We start from the raw sequence: 14238 nt of genomic DNA, 5'->3' as shown, positions 1-14238 counted from the left end.
GCGTGTTCAGTCTTCGAACGACGTCACAGCCGCTCGAGTCGGGAGTGCTGCCATCGCCCCGGCAGCCGTCGTCGCGGCGGCACCGACGGCGTTGGCGAAGGCGAGCGTCTCAGCCAGATCACGATCCTCTCGTAACCCTGCAATCGCGCCGGCGACGAAGGCGTCCCCCGCGCCGGTCGTGTCGACGACATCGGGCTCGTAGCCGGGGTGGGAAGCCGTGCCCGCCCACGGCGTCCCGTCGTCGGCGACGGCGATCGCCCCCTCACTGCCGCGCGTGACGAAGACGACCGACGGGCCGGCCGTCATTGCGTCTCGAGCGATTTCCTCAGCGCTGTCGCCCTCGAAGCCGAGTCGCTCGAGTTCGCCCGCGGTGGCTTTCAGCACGTCGACGCTCGCGAGTGCGTCGCGGACGACGCGCCGGTAGGTGTCGTCGTCGACCCACAGCTCCGGGCGCTCGTTGGGGTCGAACGAGACGGTGCAGCCTCGTTCGGCGGTCCGCTCGAGCAACTCGAGGGTCGCCTCTCGAGACCGGCCGCTCGAGAGCGTGACGCCGCCGACGTGGACCCACTTGTGGTCGGCGAGAACATCGTCATCGATTCGCCCCGGCTCGAGGCGCGTGTCGGCGGTGCCGTCGCGATAGAAGGAGAACTCACGGTCGCCGGTTTCGTCGTGAGTGACGAAGGCGAGTGAGGTCTTCGCATCGGGATCCAGTTCGACGTATCGATCCGAGAGACCATGATCGCAGAGCGCATCACGAAGGTACCGACCGAAGGGATCATCGCCGACACGGGTCCAGAACGTCGGCGTGTGCTCGAGTCGAGCGAGGGCGACGGCGACGTTCGCTGGCGCGCCGCCAGGTCGTCGTTCGAACCCCTCGACTGCGTCGATCGGGCCTGAAGCGGTCGGGAGGAAGTCGATCAGCGTTTCGCCGGCGATCAGTACGTCGTGGGACACGCCGCTTCGTTCGCTGTCCCTCGGATAATGTGTTCCGAATGCATACGAGACATGAACGGGAACGGAGACGACCAAAAACGCGAGCGCGTTACTCGAAACGACCCTGGAAGACGATCTCCGACAGGGGCTTGCGGCCGCTCGGCTGTTCCCGTTCCTGCAGTTCCTCGGGCAGGGTCTCCGGCGATGCGCGCTCGCCGACGGCGAACATCGCTTCGACCGCGAACTCCTCGGGGACGTCGAGTTCCTCGGCGGCGCGTTCGTAATCGAAGCCGGCCAGCCCGTGGACTGCGAGGCCGCGACGAGCACCCTCGAGGGCGAGGTTCTCCCACGCCGCGCCGGTGTCAAAGGAGTGGACCGGCGCTGGCTCGCCGTTGTGATCGAACGTCGTCTTCGAGAGGATGACGGCGAGGACGCCAGCGTTGGCTGCCCACGCGTTCCCCTCGCTCAAGAGACTGACGAACGTCTCCCACTCGTCGTCCTCGCGTGTCGCATAGACGAACCGCCAGTGCTGGTTGTTGTACGCCGAGGGAGCCCAGCGTGCGGCTTCGAACAGTGGGAGAAATTCGGCTTCCTCGAGCGGTTCGCCCGTCATCGCACGTGGCGACCAGCGGTTGACGAAGAGTGGATCGATGTCGTAGTCGGGGCTGCGGTGGTCGGCGACATCCTCGTCGAGTTCGCGTCGGGTCGGAACTGTCTCTTGCATCAGACACTCGTACGGCTGCCGCACATATGTACATTATTGGACATATGGGTTACCAGGTGACATCGATGTCGTCGAAACATGTCGACAGTGGCCATGAAACAACGACTCAACCTACAATCTTACATGTCAACACAAGCATATGCGTGCTCGAGTCGAGCGGACGAACGCAGACGGAAACGGAGCGAAAACGAGTGCGGACGAACCAGCGTTGTGGTGTGCCGCGAGTTGTGAGTCGTTAGTCGTCTGCAGGTGCGGCGGTGTCGCGTTCGATGTCGATGGTTCCCTCGTCGAGTTCGGCCTCGACGTTGCGGGCTGCTTCGACCATGTTCGCCATCTTGCCGTAGGCGACCTCACGGGGCAGGAGCTTCACACCACAGTCCGGCGAGACGACGAGCTGTTCTGGGGGAACGACCTCGAGCCCTTTCTTGATGTTCTCCTCGATCTGTTCGACGGATTCGACCTCGGCGACGTGGACGTCGGTGACGCCGAGTGCGAGATCTGCAGTAAACTCGGGGTCTTTGAACACGTCGAGTTGGTCGTAGTCGCCGTTTGCGAGTTCGAGGTCGAACTCGTCGACGGGGAACTCGAGGATTTCGGGGTAGATCCGGGAGTAGTCACCGTAACAGACGTGGAGTCCGATGCGGACCTCCTCTGGAATGTCGGCGACGATCTGCTCGAGCGCTTCGCCGACGATGGCGTGGTCGTCTGGGGTCGTCGCGAGGGCGGGTTCGTCGATCTGGATGTAGCGTGCGCCGGCGTCGACGAGCTTTTCAATCTCCTCGTTGACGAGGTCTGCCAGTGCGAGCGTGAGTTCGTCGTCGTCCTCGTAGGCTTCGTTGAACGACCAGTTGGCGAGCGTGTAGGGGCCCGTGATCGGGACCTTGACTGGGCGGTCGGTCGCCTCGGCGGTGAACTCGTACTCGTCGACGAGCCAGGAGTCGGTGTACTCGACCTCGCTCACGACGGAGGGCTTGTCGAAGTAGTTGTGTCCCCACACTTTGACGGGGCCGTTGAACTCGTAGCCTTCGATGCGGTGGGCGAAGAACTCGACCATCTCGTTTCGGCGCATCTCGCCGTCGACGACGGCGTCGAGCCCTGCGCGCTCGTGTTCGTTCGTGATGAGGCGGGCAGCGTCGTCTTTTGCCTCCTGGTAGTCGTCCTCGTCGAAGCCGTGGTCAGGGTCCTGGTACAGCTCTTTGGCGCGGTTGAGCCATTTGGGCTTCGGGTAGGAGCCGACGACAGTCGTCAGCAGGAAATGGTCGTTCTCGTGATCCTCCGGTCGGAACTGGTCTTTGTTCTCGTTTACGCTCATGCGACAGTCACCTCTGCGAGATCTGCGGCCTCAGCAAGCACCTCGAGTTTCTCCTCGTACTTGGCGTATGGCAGGTAGAACGTCTCCGTGTTCGTCGTCAGATAGACGGTTTCGAACTCGGTGACCTGCAACTGCCCTTCGACCCAGTCGACCCGGTCACGGATCGCTTCGGGGTCTTCGACCAGCGTGTTCTGGCCGTCGGCGAGGCCGAGCGAGATATCCTTAGGCGCGCCGTACTCCTGAATGTTGTAGATGTTGTCGTCCTGATTCGAGACGAAATCGAAGCCGACCGCGTCGATATCCGCATCGAGCAGGTGGGCGTACACCTTCTCCTCGAGTGCGCCCCAGTAGGGCTGGACGACGACGTCGGCGTCCGTCGCGGAAGCGACCTGATCGATCGCCTCGCTTGCGCGTTCGTCTGTGCCGTCTTCGGGTGCGTTCTCGACGAGCGAGGGCTCGAGCAGGAACAGGGTTTCGACATCCGGGAAGGCGTCGACTTCGCCGGCGAGGAAGTCGGCAATCGCGCCGAGGAACTCGGCCTCGTCGCCGTACTGTTCGTCGGTGGCGAGGTCAGCCAGCGAGTACGGGCCGGGGAGGACCGCCTGCAGGTCGTCGGTCAGCTCCGACGCGGCTTCGAGTTCGCGTGCAACATCGCCGGAGAAGTCGAGTTCGCCCTGAACGACGGGGTCGCGATAGAAGTTGTTGTTGTCGTAGTAGCGGACGATGCCCTGTGTGTCGACGTTGTCGTGGACGGCCAGCGGGTGGGCGAGCATATCGTCCCAGCGCAGTTGTCCTTCGACGACGCGGTCGAGACCGGCGTCTTGCTGGGTCGCGATCACTTCCTCGCGTGCTTGTTTGTACGCCGAAGAAATCTCCTCACCCTCGTCGCCGCTGATGAGGTCGTGTTTCTGGTGTCCCTTCAGGTCCGAGAGATCGTCTTTCGCCCAGTCCGGGAGCGGAAACAGCCCCGGCGTGGTCGAAACGTACTCAGTCATCGTGGGAGCGGCTAGGCTATACCGACGCTTAATATTTTCCATCCATAGTAATGCATTACAGTAATTTTTGCAGGTTTCTTCGCATTCGGCGACGAATTCGAGATTCCTGTGAACACAGGACAGAGGGGGACTCTACTCGAGGGCGACGAGCGCGTACTCGCCGTCTTCGACTTCGGCGACGACGTAGAGCACGCCGTTGTCGATGACTGGACCAGGACCGACGCGACCAGCGAACGTCCGCTCGAACCGGAGCGCCGGCCCGTTGCTCGGATCGTCTCGAGGTGCCGGATCGAACGCTCGGAGTCGATCACCGCCCACGAAAACGGTTTCGCGGCCGTACGCCGGGGCTGTGTGTTGCCAGCCGCCAATCTCGTGTGTCCAATATCGCTCGCCGGTGTCCGTACGCAGCGCGTGCAGCTCTCGACCGTTGGCAACGAACACGATCCCCGCTGCGACGGCGATCCCCCGGTCGGTACGGCCGGTGTCAGCCGACCAGACGGGTTCGTCGGTCTGCTCCGGATCCAACGCGTACGTCAACCCGTCCTCGCAGTTCACGTAGACTCTATTCTTATCGGCACTCAGCGGACACGTCGGCGGTGCAGGGAGATTCCACCGACGGTATCCGGTCCCTGCTTCCCCGAGCAAATACACTGTCCCGGCATCGGTCGCGACGGCGATCCAGTAGCCCGTGACGTGTGCTGGATGATTGAGGAGGTTTCCGAAGAGTTCTCGCTCCCACAGGACCTCGCCGTCTTCCGGATCGAGTGCAACCACGTGCTCGCCGACACCACAAAGCAGTTCATCGCCCGCGTACGTCGACGGCGTCCGAACTCGGCCCGGCCGCTCGAACGCCCGCTCCCAAAGCCGGTCGCCCGTTTCGGCGTCGAGCGCGTGAACCGTCCGGTCCCTCCTCGAGACGTAGGCGACGCCGTCCCGAACCAGCGGTGCCGTCGCGATATCCTCGAACGTCCACAGCGGTGACCCATCGTCGGCGTCGAACACCCGCAGCGTGTAAACGTCGGGATGGTAGATGCGCCCGTTCGCGACGACGGGTTCGTGGTACGCCGTTTGTGCGACTTCGGTTCGCCAGCGCTCGGTCACGCCGTCGACGGGTGCTTCACCGTCGGCAACTGCGCGGCTGTTGGCGGCGTTGCAGCCGAAACTCGACCACCTCCCGTTCGCGCCGAGGATGTGTCGCCCGGGATCGGGCAGGTCATCGACGCCGGCCGGCGGCGGGTCATCGGGAGACGGAGCACCGCCCAGTCTCGAGCAACCGGCGAGTGCGGCGCTCCCGGCACCAACGGCCGAGAGAAACGTTCGTCTATCGGAGGGCATTATGTCACCCCATTATAGTCAGATCACAAATTGCTTTGGAAAGTGAGCTGTGTCCACCTTGATCGGTGACCGTGGGATCTAGCTCCTCACCGGAACAGTTTGAGCACCGTCAGCGTCTCGAAGGGAAACGACTCGTCGGCGACGGCAACGGCGCTAAACCCTTCCTCACCGGCCCGTTCGACGACCTCGTCGACACCGGTGAGGCTGCTCACGAGCAGGTAGACGACGCCGTCGGGAGCGAGCACGCGACCGACGTTCTCGAGGAATGGATCGATGACAGCCCGGCCGTCCTCGCCGCCCGACAGCGCGTGTTCCATCCAGTCGTCCCACTCGTTTTCGGGATCCGTCGGGAGATACGGCGGGTTGAACGCGACTGCGTCGAACGTCCCGTCGGCAAACGGCGCGACCAGATCGGCACGCACCGTCTCGACGCCCTCACCGCGGGCCTCCCGAACCGCATGCGGGTTCAAATCCGAGGCGATCACGCGCACTGGCGTCTCCGCTGCGATTCGACCCGCGACGTAGCCCGAGCCCGTGCCGACCTCGAGGACGAGCTGGTCTTCGTCAGCGGGCAGTCGCGCACAGGCTGCCTCGGCGAGTAGCTGCGAGTCCTCCGCTGGCTGATACACGTCCGTCTCGATCTCTCGCTGCTCTCTCAGTGTCATTAGTCGTCCTCTGGTGTCATCTCGTGGTGTGGTTCTCGGCTCTTCTCGTGGGTGTCGGATGAGTGCTCATCCGTCGCTCGCGCCCTGTCATCAGCGACCTGAAAGCCACCGGTTTCGGCCCGGCCGGACAGTTCACGCTGTGGGTAGGGAATCTTGATCCCTTCGTCGTCAAACGCCGTTTTGATGGCGTGAATCGCGGTCGTTCGTGCCTGTGCCTGCCGTCTGGCGCTCGGATTGTCGATCCAAAAGCGCACCCCGAGGATGACCGCCGAATCGGCGAACTCCTTCGTGACGACCTGTGGCGACGGGCCGTTCAGCGACTCCTCGAGGGCAGTAACCTCTGCTTTCGCGATTTCGGCGGCCCGTTCGACGTCTGTCGTGTAGTCGACACCAACGTCGATCTCGATCCGGAGTCGGCCGCGTTTCGAGCGGTTCATCACCATACTCGAGGAGATGAGGTCGTTGGGAACCATGATGTACTCGCCGTCGAACGACTGCACGCGCGTGTTGACGATCGAAATGTCGGTGACGATCCCCTCGTGGTCTTCGACCTCGATCCAGTCGCCGATCTCGAACGGGCGATCGAACATCAACACGAAGCCGGCGATCACCGTGCCAAGCGTCTGACGTGCGGCCATACCGACGACGATCCCGAGAAATCCAGCCCCGACGAGCAGGCCACCGAGATCTTCGACCCAGACACCGAGGATGATGACGAGCGCCACCGACCAGATGATGACCTGTGAGATCCGATGGGTGACTTCGCGCTGATGGGCCGTGACGGCCGACGCAGAGCCGAGGAACTCATCCAACACTCGTTTGATAAACCGCGTGAGGATGAACGTCCCAATGAGGAGAATAAACGTCACGACCGCCTGGATCATAATCCCTTCACCGAGCCCGAGTTCCTCCGAATAGATCGTATAGATCTCGCCGGTCAGATCCCACACGCCGAGCACGACGGCAAGTGTCCCGGCACAGGCCCCGATGAGAACCGCTGTCGACAGAATATCGCTATACAGCGGCTTGGTCCGCTCGTTAAGCCAGTCTTGCAACTGTCGATAGGAGAGCAACACGAGCAACAACACGCCGACCGCTGCAATCGTCACCGCGATCCGGAGATTCGGCCCGAACGCGTCCGCCAATCGGTCGAGTGCAGTCAGTATCACGGACATCAGTTGGTGTTCGTCTCTCGAGCGAATGAGCCGTGCAGCTACGAGTATCCGTCGGTCGGATGCGACGCTGCGAACAGTTCACAAACGGCCGTTCGAACCAGACCGTATCACTGCCCGTCGCCGATCTCGCTCACATCGGCGGCGAGTTGGGCCAATGCCGCAAACTCAGCGGGAGCCATCGCACCGGCCCGCTTTCGAAGGACGTCTTCCCCAGCCGCCTCGACGACTGCATCGGGCTCCTCGAGTCCCGAAATGTGTGCCGTGTTCCGAATCGCGTTTCGGATCGTCTTCCGTCGCTGGGTGAACAACGCCTTGACGAATCGGAGGAAAAACTCCTCGTCGTCGACTTCGTAGTCAGGGTCGCGTGGCTCGAGTCTGACGACCGCGCTCTGAACCGCTGGCGGTGGTGAGAACGCCTCCTTGGGGATCGACTCGACGAGTTCGGCGTCCGCATAGTGTTGAGTCGACACCGAAAGCCGGCCGTACTCGGGGGTGCCCGGTTCAGCCACCATCCGTTCGGCGAACTCCTGTTGGAACATCAAGACGAGTGGGCGCTGTTCTGGCAGCAGGCGGAACGTGATCTCACTCGAGACGCCGTAGGGCAGGTTCGAGACCGACGCCGTAAACGGTGGCAGTTCCACCTCGAGAGCGTCGCCCTCGATCACGGTCAACCGTCCTACAGCGATCTCGTCGGCGAACTCCTCGCGGAGGAACGCGGCCAGCGTACGGTCGCGCTCGACGACAGTCACTTCGTCGGCGATCTCGAGCAGTCGATCCGTCAGTACGCCCGTCCCGCCGCCGATCTCGAGCAGATGCGTGGTGTCGGCATCGAGTTCGGGAAGGTATGTCGGTAGTCGGTCCAGCACGCGATCGTCGACGAGAAAGTGCTGGTCGCGGTCCGGATCGCCACGGACGCCCGCCCGGGCGATGAGTCCGTCTGGATCTCTCATTGCCGCCGCTATGGTGGGGATCGGTGTAAACGCACTGTCTTGGCGGCAGGAAAACTGGTTACTGTTCCTGTTCGGCCCGGCCGACGAACGTCTGATATTTGAGGTCGTCGTCGCGCAACTCCTCAAGGATGCGTTCGACTAGAATCTCGTCTGGATCGTGCAGCCCGGAAACGCGTTCGGCGAGCTCATCGAAGCTCTCGAACGGTTTACGCTTACGCTCATCGAGGATGCCGTTCCGGAGTTTCTTCCCGATCCCCGGCAGCAGATTCAGCTGGTGGAGGCGCAGCGTGATCGGCTGGGCGTCGTTGTAGAAGTCGACGAACCGCCCTTCGTTTTCCTCGACTAAGTCGGCGACGACGTACTCGAGTTCAGACTGAGCGCCCGAGGAGAGAGCATCGTACTCGACGCGGTGGGACTCGGTGACGACGTCGCGTTTTTCACGCGGTTCGACGATGACTTCGCTCCCGATGGTGAGCCGCTCGTCTTCGTCGAAAGCCACCTGGTAGAGCTGGAAATCGTCGACCCCGAGGGCGTAACCAGCCGGTGACTTCTCGTACTGGGGGCGGCCATCGTCGGAGAGTCCGTGCGCGAGATAATCCAACACGACTGCGCGTCGAACGTCTGTCCCATCGCTGTCGGCTTCACTCATTGGGGTACGATACGGCGACGGCGTACTTAAAGAGTCGGCCCGCCGTCAGGCGTACTTCGCGATGACGTTGAGAATCTCGTCGAGTTCCTCCCCTGACAGCGAGTACCGCTGCTGTGCGTACACCGATCGGAGTTCGGGTCGGTTACGCGGCAGGAGGTTGGCAATCTTATACGCCGTCGCTTCGTCGACTTTCTCGATCTCCTGTAAGTCGTCGACGAGCTGCTGGGCTTCCTCGGGCTCGAGGACGGTAAACCGGTTGACGTGTTCGATCGCTCGTGCGAGTTCGTACCGCAGTTCGCGGTCCTCGTCGATCGCGCGTTCGGCTTCGATGTCGGCGAGTAGCTCCTTTGTCTCCGAGACCGTCAGGAACTCCTCGTCGACGATCTCTTTGAAGATCGTCATTCCTGGCTCAGATCCGGCTCTTTTCCTGGTTCTGAGCGCGCATGTGCGCGGCAGTGACGATCAGCGTCTTCTCTTTGCCACGGTCGTTAATCTGGACTTTGAACGCGTCGCCCTGTTTCCCGACGACTTCGCCGGTTCGACCGTCGAAACGTGGGTGGTAGCGTCCATTTGGAACGCTTGGGTCGATCTTCAGGTGGACTTTTTCACCCTCCTCGTACTCCTGGATCGCTCGCTGTGGCGGCGAGGAACCACGGTCTCGAGGAGCGTTCGCGAGTTTTCTACGGGATCCCTGACGAGGGCCATTAGAGTTCGGCATAGTCGTACGCCCCTCTTACTTGGTGATGGTTATAAAATGCACGTCTTGCGCTCACCGTTTTGTAATTCCCTCGGACCACCGGCTGTCTCGAGTCCGGACGACGTCCGATTTCGGTCGAAAATTCGGGCTCAATCCGGACGAACAGCCCTTTGAGCCCGGCGGTCCTCGCCTCGAGTATGGAAACCGACGAAGAGCGCGGCGCAGGCGTGCACACGCTCCCATTGACAGTCGACTACGGCGGGCAGACGTTGACGATTACACCCACCGCCGTTGAGACCGACCGCGGCCTCGTCCTGATCGACGTCGGCCCGGCTGGCGCTGTCGACGGCATTCGAACCCATCTCCGATCGCTTGGCTACGAACTTGCGGACATCTGGCTCGTCGTCTTGACACACCACGACGGCGACCACGCTGGCGGCCTCAGTGAACTGCTCGAGGCCGTCGACGCGGTCGTCGCGACCCACCACAAGGAAGCCCCGTTCGTGACAGGCGAACGCGACCCGATCAAAGGCGACGGCGACCGGTACCCACCAGCAGCGGTCGATCTGGAACTGGTCGACGGCGTCCGCATCCCAACCTTTGCGGGCCCGATTGAACTCATCGAGACGCCTGGCCACGCGCCCGGACACTGCTCGCTGTATTTCCCGGCGGGGAACCTGCTGGTCGCCGGCGACGCACTCGTCGCAGACGGCGACGAGCCGCTGTCGGGCCCGAAAGAAGAATTTACGCCCGACATGGACCGCGCACTCGAGTCAGTCGGCACGCTCGCGACGCTCGAGATCGACCACGTTGTCTGCTATCACGGCGGCTACGTCGATCGAGGGAGTGATGCAATTCGAGAGATCGCCGAGCGACGAACCGACTGAGTGACACCGGCCGCCGCGCCAGCTCACTCTTTGACGATGTGTCCATCGAGGTAGTTTCTGGTTTTGTCGGTGGTCGACTGGGTTCGCTTCAGAAACGTACAGACGCGATCGCCATCCTCGCGCCGATCGGCCTCGATCTCGATCGTCAGGCCCTGGCCGTCGAGATGCTCGAGTAAGACGTCGACGGTCTCCGGACTGGCCCGGACGGTGTGGCGCTCGCCGACAGCGTCGCCGTCGGCGACGGTGTCGATCGTCTCGCGCATCGAGAGGAGGATCGCCTCGCCGAGTTCGTGGGCGCGTTCGCGGGCGACGGCGTCGGATTCGTCCCACTCGATGCTCTGGAACCCTTCCCGAATGAGTCGCCGGAACATGAACGGCTGGCCGTAATCGAACGGGAGCGAGAACGCGTAGGCGAGATCGCCCTGATTCGCGGCCGACGTCGTATATTTTAACTGTGCCGTGCCGTCCGGCGATTTCATGATGACGCCCTCGCGGCCGTCGGCGTCTAACTCCTCGATGATACGTCGAATCTCGGTCGCTGCCTCGTCGACCTCGAACTGGCCGAACAGTCGCGTCTGTGGAACGTCGAACGTCTCGTAGCGCTCGCGCCGAATCTCGACGGGCAACGGCTCGCCCGACAGACGGTTGCGCCAGTCGAACGCTCGGAACGCGAGCGAGTCGACCTCCGGGTAGTCGTGGGCCGTGTAGGGGTTTTCGGGCCCGATCATCTCGCCACAGACCATCGCCTCCGGATACTGCTCGAACAACGCCTCGAGATCGACCAGTCGTTCGAGGATGCGGGTCGTAAACGGGCAGATCATCCCGCTTCGAGAGAACGCGAGGCGCTCGCCGTCGAGGCGAACGACCCGGACGTTGTACCCGTTTAATTTCTCTTCGACCGCAACTCGTTCGCCGGGATAGTCATCGAACCACTCCGGGATCCCTTCTGAAAGGACGAGCGTTCGTGGCACCTTCGGGAAGCCACGGACGACCGTGCCGTCGATCAGAGTGGTGCCGCGCTCGACCCCACGACGGTAGTCCGGGACGTGTCGGTACTGGCGCCCTTCGTAGCTCCGTTCCTCGAGGTGGTTCTCGAGTTCCTCGAACGCCGATTTCCCCATCCCGAGCAATCTGTGGTACTCGGTATCGCTCATACAGTATCAGTACACCACGAAGCGGGAAGAAACACGCTCCAAAATGGCACATATATGAACAGAAGGACCCCTGTTGGGCCGCCACAGCCGACCCGAGGCGATTGGCGACGGTCTCCGAAGAAGGGTTCGAAGCGGAATTCTCATCGGTGTCCGGTCACAAGCCTTCCCGTATGCGACTCGAACTTCGCGTCTGTCAGCACTGTCTCGAGGGCGACGACGGCCACGGCGGCGAGCAGAAATCGCTCCTTCTTCAGGACATGGTCAACTGTGCCGAGAAGATCCAAGAGCACAAAGACGTCCTCGACCTCGAGGCCGTCCACATTCGGCGTGTCCGGGACGACGAGCAGGGGAAACCGGAGGCACTGCCGGTCGTCGCGGCGACGATCCAGAACAACCAGATCGTCCTGAACGATACCCAACTCGTCGCTGAGGGCCAGGATGGAAACATGTTGCTGTATGCGAATCCGGACGACATCCTGACCGTGCTTGCGGGCAACGTCGACGAGATCAGCAAAGCCGTCCACGAAGACGTTACTGTCGACCTCTCGCCGACTGGTGCGGAGATCATCTCCGAGGCCGGTCTCGGTGCCGATCCCGAGCGCCAGCCGACCAACTGAGACGGGCTGCTGTCCCGATTGACCGACGATCACGGCAGTGTCAGTGATCGGTAGAAGTTGACGACAGCAGTCCGTATGAAACAGCCACCGTTCGAGCGATCGAAACCCCGTCGCGCGGGCTGTTGTCAGCACACTCCACTTATTTGTCCGCTCGGGTCGAACACACTGGTATGTCCACCGAGGCGTTCAAACAGCGGTTCGTCCTCGACACCTCGCTCTTTCTCACCGAGGACATTCGCCGGCCCGAGGAATCACTCCAGGACGCTGTCTGCCGCTTGCTCGAGTTGATCGCCAACGCGCGACTCAACCTCGGCATCTCCTGTTATATGCCGCCGACGATCCACGACGAACTCACGACGATGCTCGAGGCCCGCGATGTCGACGACGAGGTGTACTCGAAGTTGAACACGTGGGTAATCCGCAAACATCCCGATCGGTATGCGGTGTCGATCCCCGCCAACGTCGTCTACAGCTTCGTCGACGAGATGAGCAATCGCGTCGACCGCGGACTGCGCGTCTCCGAACAGGCCGTCCGGAAGGCTGAACAGACCGAAGACGAAGTGCTCGAAGAACACGACCACATGACCGAAGTCGACGCCGTCATCTCGAACCTGCGCGATAAGTACCGGTCAGCGATGCGAACCGGCGTCCTCGACTCCCGTGAGGATTTCGACCTGTTGATTCTCGCCCGGGAACTCGAGGCCGGCGTCGTCACCGAAGACAAAGGGATCATCGGCTGGACTGAGGACTTCGGCCTGCGCTACATCCGTGGCCGAGAGTTCCCCGACCTACTCGAGCAGTATCTCACTGCGGTCGAGCCCGACTCGAAGCGAACGATCGACTGAGACGGACTGCTGTCCGTCAGTGCCGGCGCGACTGCGTGCCGTCCTGTGGTCGTGTCGGGAAACAGAGACAGCAGAACGTATGATCCGATCCTCACGAGACGTCAGGGAGTCACATGAGACAAGATCTCTCTTGTGAATAGATGACAAAATTCGTGCCATCTCAACACACATTTCTACACATTTGTCACCTAATTTCCCTACTTATTTTTCATGCACGTACTCGATAGCTGTAACTATTGCACAGGTGGCCACCCTTATCAACAGTCCAGCGGGTAGCAACGGTCATGAATAGACGACGATTTTTGAGCGGCGTCGGTGCAGCGTCTGCAGTCTCACTTGCTGGCCTCGCCGGCTGTCTCGATGACGGAGAGCGAACCTGGATGATTCCCTGGTCCGAGGGCGGCGGGACCGATACCTACGCTCGCCAACTGGGGTCGCTGATGGAGGAGTCACTCGACGAATCCGTCATGATCGACAATCGGCCGGGCGCAGGAAGCCTCGTCGGGATCGAATGGCTTCACGATCAGGACGACGATGGCTTCACCTTCGGAACGGTCAACACCCCAAGCTGGCAGTTCGCCTGGCGGCTCGAGGACACCGATGATTGGGAGCCGACCAGTTTCGAACCGATCGCCTACTCGGGCGTGTTCGGGTACACGATCATCGTCAACGACGAACACGAGATCGACGACTTCGGTGCGCTTCGGGACGCCTACGCAGACGGCGACCTCGAGAACTTCGCGTTCCAGGGTGCCGGCCACGACAGCCACATCGTCTCCTACCTGCTCAGAGATGAGTACGACCTCGAGTGGGACAACATCGTCCCGTACGATGGTGGTGGCGAGGTCAACGAAGCGGTGATCTCCGGGGAGGCTCCTGCCGGAATCGCGACCAACACGTCCGCAGCCGACGTGGAAGCGACGGGTAACGCCAGCGCGGTCGTGAACCTGATGGACACCGACCTCGAGGCGTTCCCCGAGATCGACCAGATCACCGACTACGGTGAGAGCCTGTCCTACATCACCGAGTTCCGGCTGACACAGGTCGCGCCGCCGGGAACGCCCGAAGACGAGCGCCGAGAACTCGCCGACGCAATCGAATACGCAGCCACGCACGAAGAGACCGCCGAATGGGAAGCAGAGACCGGGAACGTCGTCGAGTACGGTGGCGTGGATGACGCTGCCGCGGATCTCGAGGGAGCCGTCGACGCACTCGAGGAAAACATCGACTTCGAGGCGTTCGAACAACGGATCGAAGCGGACGCGGAGTGAAGCGAGCTGCGGTTCGAGTCTGGAACGTC

General features: G+C 62.0%; 16 protein-coding genes. 4 read left to right on the top strand and 12 right to left on the bottom strand.

Going from position 1 to position 14238, the window contains the following annotated elements:
• Positions 1-6: 6 nt before the first annotated feature.
• From DV706_RS11230 to DV706_RS11180, 11 genes are all read right to left on the bottom strand, one after another.
• Positions 7-954 (bottom strand): carbohydrate kinase family protein, encoded by a 948-nt coding sequence (locus DV706_RS11230; protein ID WP_006067452.1) that lies wholly within the window; start codon positions 952-954, stop codon positions 7-9.
• Positions 955-1042: 88 nt separating this feature from the next.
• The gene (locus tag DV706_RS11225) at positions 1043-1657 is read right to left on the bottom strand and encodes a nitroreductase family protein (protein ID WP_006067453.1); all 615 of its coding nucleotides are present in this window, start codon (positions 1655-1657) and stop codon (positions 1043-1045) included.
• Between the two features lie 235 nt (positions 1658-1892).
• Positions 1893-2969 carry a methionine synthase gene (locus DV706_RS11220; protein ID WP_006067454.1) on the bottom strand — a complete coding sequence of 359 codons (1077 nt, stop codon included), beginning with the start codon at positions 2967-2969 and terminating at the stop codon, positions 1893-1895.
• A complete protein-coding gene (locus DV706_RS11215) occupies positions 2966-3964 on the bottom strand; it encodes a hypothetical protein (RefSeq protein ID WP_006067455.1) in 999 nt (332 codons plus the stop codon). The genes DV706_RS11220 and DV706_RS11215 overlap by 4 nt, the downstream gene beginning before the upstream one ends.
• Before the next feature lie 132 nt (positions 3965-4096).
• On the bottom strand, positions 4097-5299 hold the full coding sequence (locus DV706_RS11210; protein WP_006067456.1) for a PQQ-like beta-propeller repeat protein: 1203 nt from the start codon (positions 5297-5299) through the stop codon (positions 4097-4099).
• A gap of 86 nt (positions 5300-5385) precedes the next feature.
• The gene (locus DV706_RS11205; RefSeq protein WP_006067457.1) at positions 5386-5964 is read right to left on the bottom strand and encodes a HemK2/MTQ2 family protein methyltransferase; all 579 of its coding nucleotides are present in this window, start codon (positions 5962-5964) and stop codon (positions 5386-5388) included.
• A complete protein-coding gene (locus DV706_RS11200; RefSeq protein ID WP_136350862.1) occupies positions 5964-7139 on the bottom strand; it encodes a mechanosensitive ion channel family protein in 1176 nt (391 codons plus the stop codon). The genes DV706_RS11205 and DV706_RS11200 overlap by 1 nt, the downstream gene beginning before the upstream one ends.
• A gap of 107 nt (positions 7140-7246) precedes the next feature.
• A complete protein-coding gene (locus DV706_RS11195; protein WP_006067459.1) occupies positions 7247-8089 on the bottom strand; it encodes a 16S ribosomal RNA methyltransferase A in 843 nt (280 codons plus the stop codon).
• Between the two features lie 58 nt (positions 8090-8147).
• On the bottom strand, positions 8148-8738 hold the full coding sequence (locus DV706_RS11190; RefSeq protein WP_006067460.1) for a DUF655 domain-containing protein: 591 nt from the start codon (positions 8736-8738) through the stop codon (positions 8148-8150).
• Positions 8739-8783: 45 nt separating this feature from the next.
• Positions 8784-9140 (bottom strand): RNA polymerase Rpb4 family protein, encoded by a 357-nt coding sequence (locus tag DV706_RS11185; protein ID WP_006067461.1) that lies wholly within the window; start codon positions 9138-9140, stop codon positions 8784-8786.
• Between the two features lie 7 nt (positions 9141-9147).
• Positions 9148-9456 carry a 50S ribosomal protein L21e gene (locus tag DV706_RS11180; protein WP_006067462.1) on the bottom strand — a complete coding sequence of 103 codons (309 nt, stop codon included), beginning with the start codon at positions 9454-9456 and terminating at the stop codon, positions 9148-9150.
• 176 nt (positions 9457-9632) lie between these two features.
• On the opposite strand from DV706_RS11180, the gene DV706_RS11175 reads away from it, so the two are divergent.
• Positions 9633-10322: an MBL fold metallo-hydrolase gene (locus DV706_RS11175; RefSeq protein ID WP_006067463.1), complete on the top strand. Its 690-nt coding sequence runs from the start codon at positions 9633-9635 to the stop codon at positions 10320-10322.
• Positions 10323-10345: 23 nt separating this feature from the next.
• Here DV706_RS11175 and DV706_RS11170 read toward each other — a convergent pair whose 3' ends face one another.
• On the bottom strand, positions 10346-11476 hold the full coding sequence (locus tag DV706_RS11170) for an RNA ligase (protein ID WP_136350861.1): 1131 nt from the start codon (positions 11474-11476) through the stop codon (positions 10346-10348).
• 170 nt (positions 11477-11646) lie between these two features.
• Between DV706_RS11170 and DV706_RS11165 the strand changes: the two genes are divergently transcribed.
• The 3 genes from DV706_RS11165 (at position 11647) to DV706_RS11155 (ending at position 14209) form a co-directional block, all read left to right on the top strand.
• Positions 11647-12093, top strand: coding sequence for a hypothetical protein (locus tag DV706_RS11165; RefSeq protein ID WP_006067465.1), 447 nt, complete (start codon positions 11647-11649; stop codon positions 12091-12093).
• 170 nt (positions 12094-12263) lie between these two features.
• The gene (locus tag DV706_RS11160) at positions 12264-12938 is read left to right on the top strand and encodes an RNA ligase partner protein (protein WP_006067466.1); all 675 of its coding nucleotides are present in this window, start codon (positions 12264-12266) and stop codon (positions 12936-12938) included.
• A 284-nt stretch (positions 12939-13222) separates the two neighbouring features.
• On the top strand, positions 13223-14209 hold the full coding sequence (locus tag DV706_RS11155) for a Bug family tripartite tricarboxylate transporter substrate binding protein (RefSeq protein ID WP_049889950.1): 987 nt from the start codon (positions 13223-13225) through the stop codon (positions 14207-14209).
• The last annotated feature ends 29 nt before the right edge of the window (positions 14210-14238 follow it).

Source organism: Natronorubrum bangense (assembly GCF_004799645.1).
Lineage (GTDB): Archaea > Halobacteriota > Halobacteria > Halobacteriales > Natrialbaceae > Natronorubrum > Natronorubrum bangense.
This window is presented reverse-complemented; position numbering and strand designations above follow the sequence as displayed.

Coding starts and splice junctions, on each gene's coding strand:
- DV706_RS11195 (WP_006067459.1), bottom strand. CDS start 8,089: ATGAGAGATCCAGACGGACTCATCGCCCGGGCGGGCGTCCGTGGCGAT.
- DV706_RS11225 (WP_006067453.1), bottom strand. CDS start 1,657: ATGCAAGAGACAGTTCCGACCCGACGCGAACTCGACGAGGATGTCGCC.
- DV706_RS11165 (WP_006067465.1), top strand. CDS start 11,647: ATGCGACTCGAACTTCGCGTCTGTCAGCACTGTCTCGAGGGCGACGAC.
- DV706_RS11220 (WP_006067454.1), bottom strand. CDS start 2,969: ATGAGCGTAAACGAGAACAAAGACCAGTTCCGACCGGAGGATCACGAG.
- DV706_RS11175 (WP_006067463.1), top strand. CDS start 9,633: ATGGAAACCGACGAAGAGCGCGGCGCAGGCGTGCACACGCTCCCATTG.
- DV706_RS11155 (WP_049889950.1), top strand. CDS start 13,223: ATGAATAGACGACGATTTTTGAGCGGCGTCGGTGCAGCGTCTGCAGTC.
- DV706_RS11205 (WP_006067457.1), bottom strand. CDS start 5,964: ATGACACTGAGAGAGCAGCGAGAGATCGAGACGGACGTGTATCAGCCA.
- DV706_RS11180 (WP_006067462.1), bottom strand. CDS start 9,456: ATGCCGAACTCTAATGGCCCTCGTCAGGGATCCCGTAGAAAACTCGCG.
- DV706_RS11200 (WP_136350862.1), bottom strand. CDS start 7,139: ATGTCCGTGATACTGACTGCACTCGACCGATTGGCGGACGCGTTCGGG.
- DV706_RS11210 (WP_006067456.1), bottom strand. CDS start 5,299: ATGCCCTCCGATAGACGAACGTTTCTCTCGGCCGTTGGTGCCGGGAGC.
- DV706_RS11185 (WP_006067461.1), bottom strand. CDS start 9,140: ATGACGATCTTCAAAGAGATCGTCGACGAGGAGTTCCTGACGGTCTCG.
- DV706_RS11215 (WP_006067455.1), bottom strand. CDS start 3,964: ATGACTGAGTACGTTTCGACCACGCCGGGGCTGTTTCCGCTCCCGGAC.
- DV706_RS11160 (WP_006067466.1), top strand. CDS start 12,264: ATGTCCACCGAGGCGTTCAAACAGCGGTTCGTCCTCGACACCTCGCTC.
- DV706_RS11190 (WP_006067460.1), bottom strand. CDS start 8,738: ATGAGTGAAGCCGACAGCGATGGGACAGACGTTCGACGCGCAGTCGTG.
- DV706_RS11170 (WP_136350861.1), bottom strand. CDS start 11,476: ATGAGCGATACCGAGTACCACAGATTGCTCGGGATGGGGAAATCGGCG.